We start from the raw sequence: 17,062 nt of genomic DNA on the forward strand, positions 1-17,062 counted from the left end.
CACACGCTCACATGTGCTGACAGGCGTCTATTTGTAGATGAGGACCGGCAGTTCATCCCCGCCCTTGACGGGCCGGAGCCTGCCCTGGGAGAGGTCGAGGAGGATCCCGATGGCGGCGGCCACAAGGGCTGGGACCACCCAGGCCATGTTGACCGATCCGGCGGGCAGCAGGTCGAGCCAGTCCCGCAGGCCCTCGAACACGGGGATCTGCGTCGCCCACAGTGCCTCGGGGATGGCGACGATCGCAGCGGTCCACGCCGACAGGCGGTAGGTCCAGTGGAGCCTGCCCGGCGTCACCACATCGAGCAGGGCGATGGCGATGATGCAGATGGCGATGGGGTAGAGCAGCTGGTTGACGGGGGTGACGATCTCGAGGATCGTCTCCAGTCCCAGGTTGGCGAGGCTGAGCGCGACGAAGGTCTGGACGAGGACGAGAGTCGGGTGCGTGAGCTTGGGGAACAGCTTGCGGAAATACTGGGACGAGGCGCCGATGAGGCCGATCGCGGTCGTCAGGCAGGCGAGGATCGCAACTGCTGAGAACACCGCCTGGCCGACTGGGCCGAGCGCCTCGGAGGCGGCGTACGCCAGTCCAGCCGCTCCGTCGGTCAATCCCTGACCGGCGACCCGTGTGCCGACGGCGGCGAGACCGAGGTAGACGATCGCGAGGCCGATGCCGGCCGTGCCCGCCGCGAGTGTTGACCTCCAGATCAGCCTGCGCCGCGAGGTGAAGCCGGCCCGGGCGAGGGCGGAGAGGATGACGCCCGAGAACACGAGCGAGGCGATCGCGTCCATCGTGTAGTAGCCCTGGAGAAGCCCAGCCGGGAGGGGATCGCTCGCATAGTCCTCCGCCGGAGGAACGCTCACCGGGTCCATCGTCACCAGAGCCGTGACGATGAGGATGGCGAGCACGATGAGGAGCGCCGGGGTCAGGTACGTGCCGAGCCGGTCGACGAGCCTGCCGGGGTTGAGGGCGATGATGCCGACGGCGGCGAAGAAGATGACGGTGTAGATGAAGAGGTCGGCCTGGGTGGTCTCGCCGCCCGCCCCTCCCGCCAGGATCGGCGCGGCCGCCATCTCGAAGCTCACCGTCGCGACCCGGGGGATCGCGTAGAGCATGCCGGTCGACAGGAAGATCGCGATCGTGAAGACGAGGCTCGGATACGTGCCGATGCGGGAGGCGATCCCGTCGTGCTCACCGCGCCGCTGCGTCGATGCGGCGATCATGCCGAGCACGGGCAGGGCGACGCCGGTGAGGAGGAAGCCGATGATGACGGGGGTGACATTCTCCCCGGCTGTCATGCCGATCATCGCGGGGAAGATGAGGTTTCCGGCGCCGAAGTACATGGCGAAGAGCGCGAGTCCGGTGACGAGGATCGCGACTGGTTTGGACTGTCTCTCGGGCATCATGTCCTCCACGTGTCGAGGTGATGTTACCGCCGCTGACCCCGCCCCTGACAGGGGCGGGGTCACAGTGAGAGAAGCTTCGCCGGGGCGCGATGGCGATGCGCCCCCGGCCTGCCTAGGGGCGCCGGGGGACTCGCCGGACCGGGACGGAGGAGTATCCGCCCGCGGGTGCCTCTTCGCGGGCCGCGACACCGTTGAGCGTCAGATCTCCGCCGCGCAGGAGCGCGACGAGCGCTGCCCGCAGCTCAAGAGTCGACAGCGTCCGGCCCGGGCACACGTGCGGGCCCGCCCCGTAGACGAGGTTGCGCGGCGCGTTGCCCACCGGGTCGTACGCGTCCGGATCGCCGAATGCGCGGGGATCGCGGTTGGCCGCCGTCCAGTGAATATGGACGAGCGAGTCGGCCGGAATGTCCTGACCGGCGAGCGTGACATCTGCCGTCGTCCTGCGCCGGTTGGTGAGGAACGGATCGTCGATGCGGAGGATCTCGTCGAGCGCCATGTCGAGCGCCCGCGTGCCCCCCTCCTCGTCGGAGCGGCGAAGGTCGCCTGCGATCGCGTGGTGGGTCGCGAGGAAGTGGGCGACGATCCCGATCGAGTACGTGATCGATCCGAGATCGCCCGCGGTCCAGTTGCGCAGGATCGAGACGATCTCGGCGGGTGTCAGCGGCCGCTGTGCGCCGTCCTCCTCGACCGTGTCGGCCATGAGTGCCGCTGTCGCGGCGCCCGGAGTATCGGCGACGATTCGGCGGACGATCGATTCGAACTGCTCGGCGACGGCCGCGGTGCGGGCGTACACGCCGGATCGCGTGGCCGCCTGATTCTCGGAGATCCACGCGAGCAGCTCATCCTCGTACGACTCATCCCAGCCCAGCCAGCTGCTCTGGCATCGGACGGCGACGAGGCTGCCGAAGACGTTGGCGTCGAAGCTGTCGCCCATCGTCGCGTCCACGTCGAGGGCGATCCGCTCGAACTCGGGATAGAGCGGACGGATCGCGTCATCGGAGAGGTGTCGGTCGATGACGGCGCGGAAGCGGCGGTGCTCGTCGCCGTCCATCCCATTCGGGACGCTCAGGTGGCGCGAGACTCGGCTCGAGAAGGTGGCGGGATCCTCGGCGACGCGGCGAGCCTCCTCGTTGCCCCAGACTGTCCACGAACCGCTGTCGTGGGAGACGGGGCAGCGAGCGAGGCTGCGATCGCCGAGCGTTCTGGCGTCAGTCATGCGTGAAGGTGAATCCCTCAGCCTTCGCGGCAGATCCGGACGACCCACTCGGACGGGCCGTCCTGGACGACCTCGTGGCCGAACTCGCCCTCGAGGTCCTGCATCTCACCCAGGAGGGGGTTCGGCATGTGGGGTGCCTTGAGGAGGAGGGTGCCCTTGACGGGCAGGGCCGAGATCGCGCCGAGGATCGCGGGGTGGCGCACCGAGTGCGGGATCGTCGTGACGTCGAGGGTCTCTTCGAGCAGGTTGCTGTGGTTGCACTGGCAGGCCATGGTGATTCTCCTTGAGGGTGATAAGAAAAGAACACCATTAATTTAACACGAGAAAAACGGGTTTTAATAAACCCTGGGGTGAATGACGCCTCACCGCGGCTTAGACTCAAGCAGATCGAAGGAGTGTGGAATGGCGGTTGATGACGTGATCGATGCCCTCAGTGAGGGTCGGGACGCCCGGGTCGAGCTCTACAAGGAGCTGCACCGGTCGCCGGAGCTGTCGATGGCCGAGTACGGGACGGCTGATCGCATCGAGCAGGAGCTGACGAGGCTCGGCCTCGAGCCGGTCCGCATCGGCGAGACCGGGGTCCTCGCGATCATCGACAACGGCGAGGGGCCCGTCGTCGCCATGCGCGCCGACATCGATGGCCTGCCGGTCGCCGAAGCCTCGGGCGCGGACTATGCGTCGACCGCGACCGCCGTCCTCGACGGCGAGACGGTGCCGACGATGCACGCCTGCGGTCACGACGTCCACATCGTCAGCCTCCTCGGCGCGATCGAGGCGCTGCTCGCGCGCGGCGATGCGTGGAGCGGCACCTTCGTCGCCGTCTTCCAGCCGGGCGAGGAGACCGCGGAGGGCGCTCGGAGCATGGTGGCCGCCGGCCTCGTCGATGCCATGCCGCAGCCGGATGTCTTCCTCGGCCAGCACGTCATGCCGACGATCCCGCTCGGGACGGTCGCCGCCCGCTCGGGCCCGTTCATGAGCGCCGCCGCCTCGATCCGGATCACCGTCCACGGCCGGGGCACGCACGGGTCGATGCCCGACGCCGGCATCGACCCCATTGTCCTCGCCTCGTCGATCGTCCTGCGGCTCCAGACGATCGTCGCCCGCGAGATCGCGCCGTCGCAGACCGCCGTCGTCACGGTCGGGTCGATCCGGGCCGGATCGAAGTCGAATATCATCCCCGACTCGGCGACCCTGCTCGTCAATACGCGGGCCTTCGACGCGGACGTGGCCGCACACCTCCACTCCGCCATCGAGCGCATCGTCCGCGCCGAATGCGCGGCATCGCGCTCCCCGAAGGAGCCGGAGATCGAGTATTACGACCACTTTCCCCTCACGGTCAACGATGAGGCTGTGACAGAGAAGGTGCGCCGGTCCTTCGATGAGCACTTCGGCGAGCACCATGTGCCGGTCGGGGCGATGGCAGGCTCGGAGGACTTCTCGATCCTCCCCGCGGCGTTCAACGCGCCCTCCTGCTTCTGGGTGCTCGGCGGCTTCGCCGACCCGGCGACGGCCCCCGGCAACCATTCCCCGGCCTTCCTCCCCGAACTGGAGTCGCTGGACGTGGGCGCGAGGGCCATTCTCGTCGCATCCGCGCCCTGGCTCATGCGCTCCTGATCACCCGGACGGAGGTCCCGGTCAAGCGCCTCATCTGGACGCATCCTCTCCGTTAGGCGCGCACGGCGGGACACGTCGGGTCCGTCCGGACTACCGCAGGGCCGCCCGTGCCGCTAGCGTGTGGTCATGGAGATACAGGTGACGTTCGACGCGAAGGACCCGAGACGGCTGGCTGACTTCTGGGCCTACGTACTCCACTACCGGAGGGACGATCCCCCGGAGGGGTTCGCGACGTGGGAGGAGTTCGCAACCGCCCACGGCATCCCCGAGGACGAGTGGGAGAACCAGGACGCGATCATCCCCCGGGACGGCACCGGGCCGCGGATCTACTTCCAGCGGGTCCCCGAGCCGAAGACGGCAAAGAACCGCGTCCATCTCGACGTCCCCGTCGCGCCGACAATGACGGGCGAGCCCTTTATGTCCGTCCTCGAAGCGCGGGCCGATGAACTCGAATCCTGGGGCGCAACGAGGCTGCGGCGCCACGAGCCGACGTCGATGAACCGAGGATGGATCGTCATGGCGGATCCGGAGGGCAACGAGTTCTGCCTCGTCTAGGATTTCTGCCCGATGCGGGGGGCGGTTGAGTACTGTGGGGAGAGCTCAAAGGAGGGCCTCCGTGACACGACTCGACGACGCCATCGGCACGCTGCTCGGCACACCCGACGCCTGGATCACCACTCGCGCTGAGCGGCCCCGCGCCGACGTGATCTCGCCCCTCGATGGGAGCACCGTCTCGTCCTATCCCATCTGCGAGCCGGAGGACGTCCGTCACGCGCTCGGCCTCGCCCGCCGGGCGCAGGCCTCCTGGTCGGCGACTCCGCCACGGGAGCGGGCCGCCGTCCTCGCCCGGCTCGCCCGACACATCTGGGACTGGGAGAAGGAGCTGCTCGACCTCATCCAGGGTGAGAACGGCAAGGTCCGCTCACATGCCTTCGAGGAGCTCAGTGACGTGGCGACGACGGCCTCGCACTATGCGAAGCACGCGCCGCGGCTCCTGGGGCCTGAGCGGGTACCCGGAGCCGTGCCCCTCCTGTCCCGCACGACCGTTCACCACCATCCCGTCGGCATCGTCGCCGTCATCTCGCCGTGGAACTACCCGCTCACGCTCGCGATCTCGGACGCGGTGGCTGCGCTTGCGGCCGGCAACGCGGTCGTCGTCAAACCCGACTCGAATGCGGTCCTCTGCGCGCTCGCCGCGAAGGCGCTTCTCGAGAGGGCGGGCCTGCCGGCTGACCTGTTCCAGGTTGTCCCCGGGCCCGGATCGGTCCTCGGCCCGCCGCTCATTGAAGGCTCCGACTACCTCATGTTCACGGGATCGTCGGCAACGGGTCGGATCCTCGCGAAGCAGGCGGGTGAGCAGCTCATCGGCTTCTCCGCCGAGCTCGGCGGGAAGAACCCGCTCATCGTCCTCGCGGACGCGCCGATGAGGAGGGCCGTCAAGGGCGCAGTCAAGGCCGTCATCTCCAACTCCGGCCAGCTCTGCATCTCCACCGAGCGCATCTATATCGAAGAGACCGTCTGGGACAGGTTCGTTCCGGCGTTCGTTCGGGCGATGAGGAATGTACGGGTCGGTGCGGATTATGCGTGGGCGACGGACATGGGCCCCCTCATCTCCGCGGACCAGCTGGCGGTCGTGACCGAGCACGTGGAGGATGCGAGAGCGAAGGGCGCCACCGTGCTCGCCGGCGGCCAGGCCCTTCCCCACATCGCTCCCCACGCCTACGCGCCGACGGTGCTGACCGATGTCACAGACAACATGATCGTCGCCCGCAGCGAGACGTTCGGACCGGTTGTCTCTCTGTACCGGGTGCGGGATGCCGAGGACGCCATCGCCCGCGCGAACGACAGTGAGTACGGGCTCAAGGCGTCGATCTGGACGAAACCGTCCCGAGGCCAGAAGCTCGGTGCGAGGCTCGAGGCCGGCATCGTCAGCGTCAACGACGGCTACGTCGTGGCCTGGGGGTCGATGCATGCGCCGATGGGCGGGATGAAGGCGTCCGGCATCGGCCGCAGGCACGGCGAGCAGGGCCTGCTCAAGTACACGGAGCCGCAGACAGTGGCGACCTCCCTCATCCACCCGATCCAGGCCCCGCCGCTCGTCGGTGAACGGGCGTGGGCGAGGGTGATGAAGGCTTTTGTGAGGAGATAACATGCGCACACCAATCGCAGGGGCCGTCGTCCTCATCACCGGGGGTGCCTCCGGGATCGGCAGGGAGATGGCGATTGGCGCGGCCAATCGCGGCGCCACACAGGTCATCATCTGGGACATCGACGTCGACGGTGGGGAGGAGGTTGTCCGCGAGATCCGCTCCTTCGGCGGAAGGGTCGCCGCCTACCGCGTCGACCTCACGGACCCGTCCGATGTGGCGGCCGTCGGTGGGCGGACGCTCGCGGATCACGGCAGGGTCGATGTTCTCCTCAACAACGCCGGCATCGTCACCGGGAAGACCTTCCTCGAGCTCACCGAGGAGGAGATCGCCCGCACGTTCGACCTCAACGTCCTTGCGCTCTACCGGGTCATCAGGATCTTCCTCCCGGGGATGATCGATCGGGGGAGGGGCTCGATCACGACGATCGCGTCCGCGGCGGGGCTCGTCGGAGTCTCGCAGCAGACCGACTATTCGGCCTCGAAGTTCGCAGCCACAGGTTTCATGGAGTCCCTGCGCGCTGAGCTCCGCCACCAGGGCACCCCGCTCCACACCCTCATCGTCCAGCCCTACTACGTCGACACCGGCATGTTCGACGGGGTGAGGACGCGCTTCCCGCGGCTCCTGCCGATTCTCGACGTCGACGAGGTCGCCGCGGCGATCCTCGATGCCATCGAGGCGGGCCGACAATCCCTTGTCATGCCGCGCTTCGCGGGCGCGATCAGGCTGGCGAAGATCCTGCCCGTCCCCATCCTCGACCGCGTCCTCGACCTTTTCGGCATCAACGCGACGATGGACGGCTTCACGGGCCGGGGGAAGCACTCGCGCCCGGCCGAGCAGGACTGACCCCAACACCATGCGCTGCGGGAGCAATGACGGCGAGCCCGCGCACGCCCGCGGAGAACTGGGCTGCCGCCGGGCCGGTGTCCTGCCCGGTCATGGGCGGTGCTGACCGGCTGCTTAATCGCGGCCGTCTGTCTGCTTAAGCGCGGCCGTCCACCGCACGCCTTGGCGTGTGGCCGCGTGCCGGCTCAGGACCAGCCCGGCAGCCAGATGTGGAGTTTCCAGAACTCGTAGGGGATCGTCATTCCCGTCCACAGCGGCCACCAGAGGATTGCGAAGGCGATGACGAATCCGTAGGTGAGGGAGAAGATGAGAGAGGCACGCTTCGAGCCGAGGTGGAGCTCGTAGCTGAGGGCCTCGGGTCCGCCCATCGTCGCCACCGCCCGTTCGATCGGGTCCGGCTCGACCGACGCGGAGTCCTCATGATCCAGATCGGGTTCGTCGAGATAAGGCGAATCCTCGGGGTCCGACGGGGAGGGTGCGGTCCGAGCGGCTGCGGTGCCGGCCTCCATCGCCGCCGGCTCCGAGGAGATGGCACTCTGCGCGGCGTGCGCATGCGTCGACGGGTCTTCCGTCCGCTCCTCATCCGGGCTGATCGTCAGCGTCCAATCCTCTGCGCCGCGCTTCTTCAGCCGGCGTGCGGCCGCTCTGCGGACCGCCGTGAGATTCGGTGGGGTCAGCGTATCCGTCGCCCAGGCGAGGCCGAAGACGAGGGCAAGGACGACGAACGGGAGGAAGGCGACCGAGTAGAACTGGTAGATCGTGCGGCCGATGTAGCCGTACCACGGCAGATAGGTTGCCCCATAGCCGGCGACGATCGCCCAGGCGCGCCAATCACTCTTCACAATCGCGTACCAGAGGACGACGATGAGGGAGGCGGCGGCCAGCCACCATACGGCTGGGTTGCCGATGGAGGAGATGGCCTGGACGCAGCGCTCCGCGCCGCAGTCCTGGACGAGCTTCTCCTCCGGCGGCCAATAGAAGTTGACCGGCCGCAGCTGGAGGAGCCAATCCCAGGGCTGGGACATGTACGTGTGCTCGGAGTCGAGCCCCGTGTGGAAGCCCCACATCTGCCGGTGGTAGGAGATGAACTCGGCGATCGTGTCCCCGAACTGCTCGAAGGGGACCTCCTCGCCGATCGTTCTCCTCATCTCCGCCCAGCCCCGCCGGTAGCCGCGCGGGTCGAGGAACCACGAGAGCCAGGCGAGGAGATAGGTGGGGATGGCGATGGGGACGAGATTGACGAAGGCCGGAGCGCCGCCGGTGAGGACCCCGGAGGTGAACCACCGCCTGACTCCGATGGCCCTCTTCGCGGCGGTGTCCCAGACGAAGACGAGGATCCCGAAGACGGCGAGGGCATAGATCGCCGACCATTTCACTCCGCAGCCGAGGCCGATGAGAACACCGGCGGCAAGCAGCCAGGGCCGGAACAGGATGATGGGGCCGAGGGCCGCCAGTGGGCGGCCCTCCCGGTCAACGGGCCCGTGCGCCACCCGCCTGGCGAGGCGGCGGCGGGTCCAGTCCCGATCGTGGAGGACCGCCCAGAATCCGGCGAGGACGAAGACCGCCAGGAGCGAGTCGAGGATCCCCGTGCGGGAGAGGACGATGCCGACGCCGTCGAGGGCCATGAACGCACCGGCCGCGAAGGCGAGGGGGACGGAGCGGAACAGGTGGAGGGCGATGCGGGTGATGAGGATGACGGAGATGATGCCGGCGAGTGCTGTGGCGAATCTCCAACCGAAGCCGTTGTCGGTGCCGAAGAGCGCCTGTCCGAAGCCGATGAGCCACTTGCCGAGGGGAGGATGGACGACGTAGTCACCGATGGTGTCGGCCGCCGCATCCAAACCCTGGACGAACATCTCGTCGGCGTCCGACCCCACCCAGTCGCGCTCGTAGCCGTAGGTGATGAGGGAGTAGCCGCCCTTGACGTAGTAGGTCTCGTCGAACACCATCTGGTGCGGATGGGTGAGGCCCGTCAGGCGGGTGACGGCGGCGAGGAGGGCGGCGATCGCCGTGACGATCCAGCCCCACAGGCGGATCTGGGCGGGCAGTGTCGAGACGAGTCCGAGCCGGCCGCGGAGCTCGATCTCCCACGCCGCCGATTCACGTTCGCTGAGCTCGCGGGTCTTCGGGCCGCTGTCCTGGTCGATCACATGACGAGTGTACGGGCGGGGATGACGGGGCGGTGCACCATGGGAGATAGTGGGAGCGTGAGCGACGGAAAGATCTACCTGGCAGCGACCCCCATCGGCGACCCGAACGATGCGACGCCGCGGCTGCGCACCCTGCTGGAGACGGCGGATGTCATCGGCGCCGAGGACACGCGTCGGCTCCTCAACCTCGCCGGGCGGATCGGCGTCACCCCGGCGGGACGGATCCTCGCCTTCCACGACCACAACGAGGCGGAGCGGACCGGTGAGCTGCTCGACGCGGCCCGGGCCGGGCAGACCGTGCTCGTCGTCTCGGACGCGGGGATGCCGACGGTGTCCGATCCGGGGTACCGCCTCGTCCGCCGCGCCCACGACGAGAACGTGCCCGTCACCGTCGTTCCCGGCGCCTCGGCGGTCCTCACCGCCCTCGCGATCTCAGGCCTCGCCACCGATCGCTTCAGCTTCGAGGGGTTCGCACCCCGCAAGGATGGCGAGCGCTCACGCGTATTCGCCGAGCTTGCCCGGGAGAGGCGGACGATGGTGTTCTTCGATTCTCCGCACCGAACGGCCGACACTCTCGCGGCTATGGCCGAGCACTTCGGTGAGGACCGCGAGGCGGCCGTCTGCCGGGAGCTGACGAAGACCTACGAAGAGGTGAAGAGAGGACCGCTCGGGGAGCTGGCCGGATGGGCGCAGGAGGGCGTGCGCGGCGAGATCACCCTCGTCGTCAGCGGCGCGGTCGATGCCGAGCCGAGTGCCGATGACTTCGTCGCCGAGGTCAATATGCTCGCCGATTCAGGCATGCGCCTCAAGGCTGCCGCCGCGTACGTGTCCGAGCGGACAGGGGTGCGCAAGAAGGAGCTGTACGAGGCGGCCCTCAGGGTGAGGGACGAGGAATAACGGCCCTTCAGTCCCATCAGTGCTGGCAGGAGCCGTCTTCTGTGGTCAAGTCGATAGGGATATTCCGTGGAAACAGCCAAATTTATGAAGCGGCGCCAAAGTCCATCAAGTTAGACTGAGCGGGCTCGATACGTCGAGCATGTTCCCTGCACGGTGTGGCCCAGCGGCAGGGAACCGGTGGGGAGCATGCCTGGCATGCTCCCCACTGCTCGCGTTGAGGTGGACCTATGCGTGGCCGCTCGGGGTGGCGGAGCGTGAGGGACGCAGGGAGCGGACCAGATCGACTGCGCTCACGTCATGCGGCTTCGTCGACAGGTAGGCGAGCCCTGCGGCCATGATCGGGTTCGGTAGGGTCCACACGCCCAGGGGAGTTATGAGGAGAAGGAAGGCCGCTCCGCCGAGGAGCCCCAGGGCCGCGCGGCGCCCCGTCGACAGCATGAGGAGACCGAGCAGGATCTCGACGATGCCGGCAAGGATCCCCACCAGCTGCGGCGCGCGGGCGACGATGTCGGTGAAGATCCATTCGTAGAAACGCAGCAGGGGAGCATCCTCCCCGAGGCCGACGAAGAGATCGGGGCTGACGAGCGCCAGCGCCCGATTGACCGCCACCGCCATGATGATGAAGAAGATCCCGGCGAACATACGGGCCGCGGTCGGCTTCCACAGGGCGAGGGCGAGAAAGAGTAGACAGAAGACAAGCCAGGGAATCATCTGCTCCATCGTGACTCCTTCACTATGTGGAGCATGGTGTCGGAGCGACGGCGTCGTCCGTTCGCGAGGCGCGCTGACACGCACCCGATCACCTCAGGCTATTCCTGTACGCAGACCTCTGACCAGGGCCGATAGGCCCGGCTGGACATGGTTCACTGGTCGGCAGAGTCATCGCCGACGAGACCCCGCCGGCGATGGAGGGGAGCTCTGTCAGAGCCAGGCGTTCTTCGACTCGAGCTGGATGATGCCGGCGCCGTCCATGATCGTGCGCGCCTTCTCACCGAGCTCCTCGCTCACGGGGGCAGTGAGGTCGGAGAAGACCCTGACCTCCTCGACAAACGAGCGGGCATCGAGCGCCGTGTCCTTGACACAGTGCGACTCGGCGAGGCCGACGACGTCGACGGAGGTGATCTCGTAGTCCTTGAGGATGTCCTGGAGCATGCGGCCGTCCTCGGTCGTGCCCTCGAAACCCGAGTACGCCGCTGCGTACTGGCCCTTCTTCACCGACTCGTCGGGCAGGGCGGAGACTGCGGGATGCAGCTCGGCCTCCTCGGTGCCGGCGACGCCGTGCGGCGGCCACGTGTCGACATAATCAGGCTCATCCGAGAAATGGTCGCCGGGCTCGATGTGCCAGTCCTGGGTGGAGATGACGACCCCGTAGTTCCCGCGGCTGGTCTCGACGAACTCGGCGATCCTCCGCGCGACGGCGTTGCCGCCCTCGACGGCGAGCGCGCCGCCCTCGCAGAAGGTGGGCTGAACGTCGACCATGATGAGGGCCCGGTGCGGCTTGACGAGTAGCTCGGCCAGCGTCTCTTCGGGCTCATTGCCTTCCATGAATGTGTCGCTCATGCCGCAATCCTAACGGAGCGTGATGTTCGCGGCGAGATTCCTCCCTGAGCGCACGAAGCATTAACCTTAGTGTTATGTCTCGAGTGCTCTCCGCTGTCGCCTGGCCCTACGCCAACGGCCCCCGCCATATCGGCCACGTCGCCGGGTTCGGGGTGCCGTCCGATGTCTTCTCCCGCTACATGCGCATGGTGGGGCACGACGTCCTCATGGTGTCGGGGACCGATGAGCATGGCACCCCCATCCTCGTCGCCGCCGAGCAGGAGGGGATCGAGCCGAAGGCGCTCGCGGATCGAAACAACCGGATCATCGTCGAGGACCTCGTCGCCCTCGGCCTGTCGTACGACCTCTTCACCCGGACGACGACCCGGAACCACTACGCCGTCGTCCAGTCGATGTTCGAGACCGTGCGGGACAACGGCTACATGCTCGTCGAGACGACGTCGGGTGCCGTCTCCCCAAGCACGGGCCGCACGCTGCCCGACCGCTACATTGAGGGCACGTGCCCGCATTGCGGCTATGACGGGGCCCGCGGCGACCAGTGCGACAACTGCGGCGTCCAGCTCGACCCGGTCGAGCTCATCGACCCCCGGTCGAAGGTCAATGGCGAGACCCCCGAGTTCGTCGAGACGGACCACTACTTCCTCGACCTGCCCGCGCTGGCCGGCGAGCTGTCGCGCTGGCTCGACCAGCGTGAGGGATCAGGCCTGTGGCGTCCCAACGTCATCAAGTTCTCCCAGCACATCCTCGACGAGATCCGCCCGCGGGCGATGACCCGCGACATCGACTGGGGCATCCCCGTCCCCGGCTGGGAGGACAAGCCGAACAAGCGGCTCTACGTGTGGTTCGACGCGGTGGTCGGCTACCTGTCCGCCTCGATCGAGTGGGCCCGCCGCATCGGCGAGCCGGAGCGCTGGCGCGACTGGTGGAACGACCCGGAGGCCCTCTCCTACTACTTCATGGGCAAGGACAACATCGTCTTCCACAGCCAGATCTGGCCGGCGGAGATGCTCGGCTACAACGGCCGGGGAGATAAGGGTGGGGAGCCCGGCACGTTCGGCGAGCTCAACCTGCCGACCCAGGTCGTCGCCTCCGAGTTTCTCACGATGGAGGGGAAGAAGTTCTCCTCCTCGAAGAAGATCGTCATCTACGTCCGGGACGTGCTCGCCCGGTACCAGCCCGATGCGCTGCGCTACTTCATCTCGATCGCCGGCCCCGAGACATCCGACTCGGACTTCACGTGGGCCGAGTTCGTGCGCCGCAACAACTCCGAGTTGGTCGCCGGCTGGGGCAACCTCGTCAACCGGACTGCGGCGATGATCGCAAAGAACTTCGGCGAGATCCCCGAGGCGGGACCGCTCGAGGATATTGACCGCGAGCTCCTCGACGAGGTCGAGGCCGGCTTCGAGCGGGTCGGTTCCCTCATCGAAAACCACCACCAGCGCTCGGCGCTCGCCGAGGTCATGCGGATCATCGGCGTCGCCAACTCGTATGTGTCCCGGACCGAGCCGTTCAAGCTCAAGGCACCGGAGGAGCGGGAGCGGCTCGCGACGATCCTCAACACGCTCATTCAGGCCGTCTCCGATCTCAACACGATGATGTCGGTCTTCCTTCCGCACTCCTCGAACGCGATCGATCTCATCCTCGGCGGGGCGGGCGATCTCGCGCCCATGCCCCGCATTGACGAGGCCGAGGATCTGGACGGGGGAGATCCGTACCCGATCATCACCGGCGACTACACGGACCTGCGCCCGTGGTCGCGAATTACTGTCATCGCCGGCACCCCGATCGAGAAGCCGAGCCCCGTCTTCGTCAAGCTCGACCCCGAGGTCGTCGACGAGGAGCTCGCCCGCCTCGCAGACGCGTGAGTAAGAAGAAGGGACGCTCCGCGCTCCCTCCGATCCCGGAGCCGCTCCCCATCCCGGTCATCGACAACCACACGCACGTGGGCACCGACCGGCCGGGGCAGGTGCAGAACCTCGACGACGATGGCAACCCCGGCCATCCTCTCCTCATCGAGGGGCAGCTGCGGGCGATGAGGCAGGCGGGGGTCAGCCGCGCCATCACCGTCGGCTGCGAGGTCCCGGACCTGCGCGACGTCATCGACCTCGCCCGCGCCCACCCGGAATTCTCGGCCGCGATCGCCATCCACCCGAACGAGGCACCCATGCACGCCGGGGTTGTCGAGATCGCGCCCGATGGTCTTGAACCCCAGGTCGAGGACCACCATCGGCAGTACGATCTGGACGAGGCGATCGACATGGTGGCCGACCTTGCCCGCGAGCCCGAGATCGTTGCCATCGGCGAGACGGGACTCGACTACTTCCGGACGGGCGATGCGGGCAGGAGCGCCCAGCAGGAGTCCTTCCGCGCCCACATCCGGCTGGCGAAGGAGCTCGGCCTGCCCCTGCAGATCCACGATCGCGAGGCGCACGAGGACACCGTGCGGATCCTCCTCGAGGACGGGGCGCCCGAACGGACTGTCTTCCACTGCTTCTCAGGCGACCGGCATCTGGCCGAGATCCTCGCGGAGAACGGCTGGTACGCCTCCTTCGCCGGGACCGTCACCTTTCCCCGGAATGGGGGCCTGCGGGAGGCGCTGAGAGCCCTCCCCGCCGAGCTCATCCTCGTCGAGACCGATGCCCCCTACCTGACCGCGCACCCGCATCGGGGCCGCCCCAACGCTCCCTACCTCGTCACTCTCACAGTGCGGGCCATGGCAGAGATCCGCGGTGTGCCGCTCGACACAGTGTGCGAGGAGCTGGTCGAAGCGACTGAAATGGCGTATTTCCGCCGTTGACCTGGGTTTTCGGCCAGTCGGTCCGTCGTGGCCGTGCGGTGCTCCTGTGTGCAGGCGCGGATTGGGGCTGGCGCACTAGATCACGTTTTGATTACAATCGAGCAACATTTGATTACACTCGGTCAAGTATTCGACACAGACAGACTGACGAGGTTACTTCATGGGACGTCACTCCCGCAGACCAGACCAGGCTCCCGCCATTGTCCAGGCCCCGGAGGGCAGCGCCTTCCGGGCGAAGGCCGCATGGTCGACCGAATCCCCAGCTATCCCGATGAGCTCCCGTCGCTACGGCGCGGTCGCAGCTCTCGCCGCCGCCACCGCGCTCTCCGCCGTCGCCGTCTCGACGGAATCGACTGCCCCTGCCTATGCCGTCGCCGGCGCCTTCGGCGCACCTCTCCAGATCGTTACGGATCTCCCGGACCTCAGCCGTGCCTTCACGGTCGAGGTCGACGGTGAGACCCAGGAGGTCACGACCACGGCCGAGACCTGGGGCCGTGCCCTGTCCGAGGCCGGCATTCGCGTTGGCCACGATGATCGCGTCAACGTCGATCTCGCGAGCGCCGTCGAGGATGGTGCTGCTGTCACGATCGAGCGCGTGTCCTACGAGACTGTCGTCGACGAGCAGGTCGATGAGTTCGAGACCATCCGCCGTGAGGACCCGACCCTCGAGAAGGGCACCGAGACGGTGACGACAGAGGGGCGCAGCGGCGTCACCCGCGTCACCCATCGCGTCACCCTCGTCAACGGCGAGGAGGAGTCCCGCGAGCAGACCATCGTCGTCCGCAAGGCCGACAGGGTCGATGAGGTCATCTCCGTCGGCACGAAGGAGCCCGAGGCCGCTCCGGAGCCCGCACCCGCCCCCGCAACCGAGGCTCCGGCCCCTGCCGCAGCCGCGGCACCCGCGCCCGCCCCGGCACAGCCGGTCGTCGTCAGCGCAGGCGGCGCCAAGGGCATCGCCCAGCAGATGGTCGCCGGCAAGGGCTGGTCGAACTCGGAGTTCCAGTGCCTCGAGACGCTCTGGGAGCGCGAGTCGAACTGGAACCACCTCGCCCAGAACCCGTCCTCGGGCGCCTACGGCATCCCGCAGGCCCTCCCGGGCGGCAAGATGGCATCGCACGGCGCCGACTGGCGCACGAACCCCGCCACCCAGATCGCGTGGGGCCTCGACTACATCCAGGGCCGCTACGGCACGCCCTGCGGTGCACTCAACCACTCGTACGCGCGTGGCTGGTACTGACCTTCTCACCCCGAGCGACATCCGGGAGCTGAGCAGCGGGCTCGGCATACGCCCCACAAAGACGCTCGGACAGAACTTTGTCGGCGATGGGGGCACGGTCCGCAGGATCGTGTCCCACGCCGGTGTCTCCGAGGGCGATCACGTCCTCGAGATCGGGCCCGGACTCGGCTCGCTCACGCTCGCCCTTCTCGAGGCGGGCGCGTACGTGTCTGCGGTCGAGATCGATCCGGTGCTCGCGGCGGCCCTTCCGGAGACGGTCAACGCACGCCATGACCGCCCCGAGCGGTTCGCTGTCGCCCAGTTCGACGCGCTCAAGCTGGCCCACCACGAGCTCGCGGTCCCGCCCGCCCTCGGCTATTTCATGCCGACGTTCCTCGTGGCGAACCTGCCGTACAACGTTGCCGTGCCCGCGCTCCTCACGGCACTCGAGCTCCTGCCCTCCCTCAAGGTCATCGACGTCATGGTCCAGCTCGAGGTGGCGGAGCGGCTCGCCGCGCCGCCGGGATCACGTGTCTATGGCGTCCCCTCGGTGAAGACGGCGTGGTACGCGGAGGCGACCCGTGGCCCCCTCATCTCCCGCAGCGTGTTCTGGCCGGTCCCCAACGTCGACTCAGCACTGGTCCGCTTCGAGAGGCGACCGGCCCCGGATGCGGAGAGGTCAGAGGTCTTCGCGATCATCGATGCCGCCTTCTCGCAGCGCCGCAAGACCCTCCGGCAGGCGCTGGCAGGGTGGGCGGGCAGTCCGGCCCGTGCCGAGGAGATTCTGCGCGCCGCCGACATCGACCCGAGCCGACGCGGTGAGACGCTGACGATCGAGGACTTCGTCGCCATCGCGCACGCGCGGGTCTGAGTCGAAGACCTCAGCCAGCCGCGATCGTGCGGATGTGGGGCCTGAAACGGCGTATCCTTGCGTCGTGCATATCGTCTACGCTCAGGCCCCCGCGAAGATCAATCTGGCTCTCCGAGTGGGCGGTGCGCGCCCCGACGGATTCCACCCCCTGCAGACGGTGTTCTGCGCGCTGGACCTGTGGGATGAGATCGTCGTCGAGGCGGCCGAGGACCTGTCTCTGACGATCACCGGAATCGAGCTTGAGATCGATGACGACAACCTGGCGCTCAGGGCGGCACGCGCCCTCCAGCGGCACACGGGCACCGGCCGCGGCGCCCGCATCGCCATCCATAAGGGCATCC

At 67.7% G+C, this 17,062-nt stretch carries 16 protein-coding genes; 9 read left to right on the forward strand and 7 right to left on the reverse strand.

All coding sequences use genetic code 11. From position 1 onward, the window contains the following. Positions 1–27: 27 nt before the first annotated feature. From brnQ to EJO69_RS10330, 3 genes are all read right to left on the reverse strand, one after another. Positions 28–1,407: a branched-chain amino acid transport system II carrier protein gene (gene brnQ / locus EJO69_RS10320; protein WP_245993627.1), complete on the reverse strand. Its 1,380-nt coding sequence runs from the start codon at positions 1,405–1,407 to the stop codon at positions 28–30. Positions 1,408–1,519: 112 nt separating this feature from the next. Then, on the reverse strand, positions 1,520–2,623 hold the full coding sequence (locus EJO69_RS10325; protein WP_126041594.1) for a cytochrome P450: 1,104 nt from the start codon (positions 2,621–2,623) through the stop codon (positions 1,520–1,522). Between the two features lie 17 nt (positions 2,624–2,640). Then, positions 2,641–2,895, reverse strand: a complete 255-nt coding sequence (locus EJO69_RS10330; RefSeq protein ID WP_126041596.1) for a DUF2249 domain-containing protein — start codon at positions 2,893–2,895, stop codon at positions 2,641–2,643. A 130-nt stretch (positions 2,896–3,025) separates the two neighbouring features. On the opposite strand from EJO69_RS10330, the gene EJO69_RS10335 reads away from it, so the two are divergent. From EJO69_RS10335 to EJO69_RS10350, 4 genes are all read left to right on the forward strand, one after another. Further along, positions 3,026–4,237, forward strand: coding sequence for an amidohydrolase (locus EJO69_RS10335; RefSeq protein ID WP_126041598.1), 1,212 nt, complete (start codon positions 3,026–3,028; stop codon positions 4,235–4,237). 126 nt (positions 4,238–4,363) lie between these two features. Continuing rightward, a complete protein-coding gene (locus EJO69_RS10340; RefSeq protein WP_211331429.1) occupies positions 4,364–4,792 on the forward strand; it encodes a VOC family protein in 429 nt (142 codons plus the stop codon). A gap of 61 nt (positions 4,793–4,853) precedes the next feature. Then, positions 4,854–6,386: a succinic semialdehyde dehydrogenase gene (locus EJO69_RS10345; RefSeq protein WP_164519947.1), complete on the forward strand. Its 1,533-nt coding sequence runs from the start codon at positions 4,854–4,856 to the stop codon at positions 6,384–6,386. Between the two features lies 1 nt (position 6,387). Continuing rightward, a complete protein-coding gene (locus EJO69_RS10350; protein ID WP_126041603.1) occupies positions 6,388–7,230 on the forward strand; it encodes an SDR family oxidoreductase in 843 nt (280 codons plus the stop codon). Between the two features lie 185 nt (positions 7,231–7,415). Here the strand turns inward: EJO69_RS10350 and EJO69_RS10355 are convergent, their stop codons facing one another. Continuing rightward, on the reverse strand, positions 7,416–9,380 hold the full coding sequence (locus tag EJO69_RS10355) for a dolichyl-phosphate-mannose--protein mannosyltransferase (protein ID WP_164519948.1): 1,965 nt from the start codon (positions 9,378–9,380) through the stop codon (positions 7,416–7,418). A 57-nt stretch (positions 9,381–9,437) separates the two neighbouring features. Here EJO69_RS10355 and rsmI point away from each other — a divergent pair, with 57 nt between their 5' ends. Then, complete coding sequence (gene rsmI / locus EJO69_RS10360) at positions 9,438–10,277, forward strand: 16S rRNA (cytidine(1402)-2'-O)-methyltransferase (RefSeq protein WP_245993629.1); 840 nt, start codon at positions 9,438–9,440, stop codon at positions 10,275–10,277. Between the two features lie 225 nt (positions 10,278–10,502). On the opposite strand, the gene EJO69_RS10365 is transcribed toward rsmI, so the two are convergent. Together EJO69_RS10365 and EJO69_RS10370 are read right to left on the reverse strand one after the other, a co-directional pair. After that, positions 10,503–10,997, reverse strand: coding sequence for a hypothetical protein (locus EJO69_RS10365; RefSeq protein ID WP_211331431.1), 495 nt, complete (start codon positions 10,995–10,997; stop codon positions 10,503–10,505). Positions 10,998–11,198: 201 nt separating this feature from the next. Beyond that, positions 11,199–11,822, reverse strand: coding sequence for an isochorismatase family protein (locus tag EJO69_RS10370; RefSeq protein ID WP_126042532.1), 624 nt, complete (start codon positions 11,820–11,822; stop codon positions 11,199–11,201). 89 nt (positions 11,823–11,911) lie between these two features. Here EJO69_RS10370 and metG point away from each other — a divergent pair, with 89 nt between their 5' ends. The 4 genes from metG (at position 11,912) to rsmA (ending at position 16,721) form a co-directional block, all read left to right on the forward strand. Further along, on the forward strand, positions 11,912–13,702 hold the full coding sequence (gene metG, locus EJO69_RS10375) for a methionine--tRNA ligase (RefSeq protein WP_126041609.1): 1,791 nt from the start codon (positions 11,912–11,914) through the stop codon (positions 13,700–13,702). Then, positions 13,699–14,634, forward strand: coding sequence for a TatD family hydrolase (locus tag EJO69_RS10380; RefSeq protein ID WP_126041611.1), 936 nt, complete (start codon positions 13,699–13,701; stop codon positions 14,632–14,634). Before metG ends, EJO69_RS10380 begins: the two co-directional genes overlap by 4 nt. A 160-nt stretch (positions 14,635–14,794) precedes the next feature. Further along, on the forward strand, positions 14,795–15,871 hold the full coding sequence (locus EJO69_RS10385) for a resuscitation-promoting factor (protein ID WP_126041613.1): 1,077 nt from the start codon (positions 14,795–14,797) through the stop codon (positions 15,869–15,871). Next, entirely contained in the window at positions 15,858–16,721 is an 864-nt protein-coding gene (rsmA, locus tag EJO69_RS10390) for a 16S rRNA (adenine(1518)-N(6)/adenine(1519)-N(6))-dimethyltransferase RsmA (RefSeq protein WP_211331570.1), read from the forward strand. The genes EJO69_RS10385 and rsmA overlap by 14 nt, the downstream gene beginning before the upstream one ends. A 10-nt stretch (positions 16,722–16,731) precedes the next feature. On the opposite strand, the gene EJO69_RS10395 is transcribed toward rsmA, so the two are convergent. Then, positions 16,732–17,052: a hypothetical protein gene (locus tag EJO69_RS10395; protein ID WP_126041617.1), complete on the reverse strand. Its 321-nt coding sequence runs from the start codon at positions 17,050–17,052 to the stop codon at positions 16,732–16,734. Between the last annotated feature and the right edge of the window lie 10 nt (positions 17,053–17,062).

Source organism: Flaviflexus salsibiostraticola (genome assembly GCF_003952265.1).
Lineage (GTDB): Bacteria > Actinomycetota > Actinomycetes > Actinomycetales > Actinomycetaceae > Flaviflexus > Flaviflexus salsibiostraticola.

What these genes read in the sequence shown, in the direction of transcription:
- brnQ (WP_245993627.1), bottom strand. Translation starts at nt 1,407, where the DNA reads ATGATGCCCGAGAGACAGTCCAAACCAGTCGCGATCCTCGTCACCGGA.
- EJO69_RS10325 (WP_126041594.1), bottom strand. Translation starts at nt 2,623, where the DNA reads ATGACTGACGCCAGAACGCTCGGCGATCGCAGCCTCGCTCGCTGCCCC.
- EJO69_RS10330 (WP_126041596.1), bottom strand. Translation starts at nt 2,895, where the DNA reads ATGGCCTGCCAGTGCAACCACAGCAACCTGCTCGAAGAGACCCTCGAC.
- EJO69_RS10335 (WP_126041598.1), top strand. Translation starts at nt 3,026, where the DNA reads ATGGCGGTTGATGACGTGATCGATGCCCTCAGTGAGGGTCGGGACGCC.
- EJO69_RS10340 (WP_211331429.1), top strand. Translation starts at nt 4,364, where the DNA reads ATGGAGATACAGGTGACGTTCGACGCGAAGGACCCGAGACGGCTGGCT.
- EJO69_RS10350 (WP_126041603.1), top strand. Translation starts at nt 6,388, where the DNA reads ATGCGCACACCAATCGCAGGGGCCGTCGTCCTCATCACCGGGGGTGCC.
- EJO69_RS10365 (WP_211331431.1), bottom strand. Translation starts at nt 10,997, where the DNA reads ATGGAGCAGATGATTCCCTGGCTTGTCTTCTGTCTACTCTTTCTCGCC.
- EJO69_RS10370 (WP_126042532.1), bottom strand. Translation starts at nt 11,822, where the DNA reads ATGGAAGGCAATGAGCCCGAAGAGACGCTGGCCGAGCTACTCGTCAAG.
- metG (WP_126041609.1), top strand. Translation starts at nt 11,912, where the DNA reads ATGTCTCGAGTGCTCTCCGCTGTCGCCTGGCCCTACGCCAACGGCCCC.
- EJO69_RS10385 (WP_126041613.1), top strand. Translation starts at nt 14,795, where the DNA reads ATGGGACGTCACTCCCGCAGACCAGACCAGGCTCCCGCCATTGTCCAG.
- EJO69_RS10395 (WP_126041617.1), bottom strand. Translation starts at nt 17,052, where the DNA reads ATGGATGGCGATGCGGGCGCCGCGGCCGGTGCCCGTGTGCCGCTGGAG.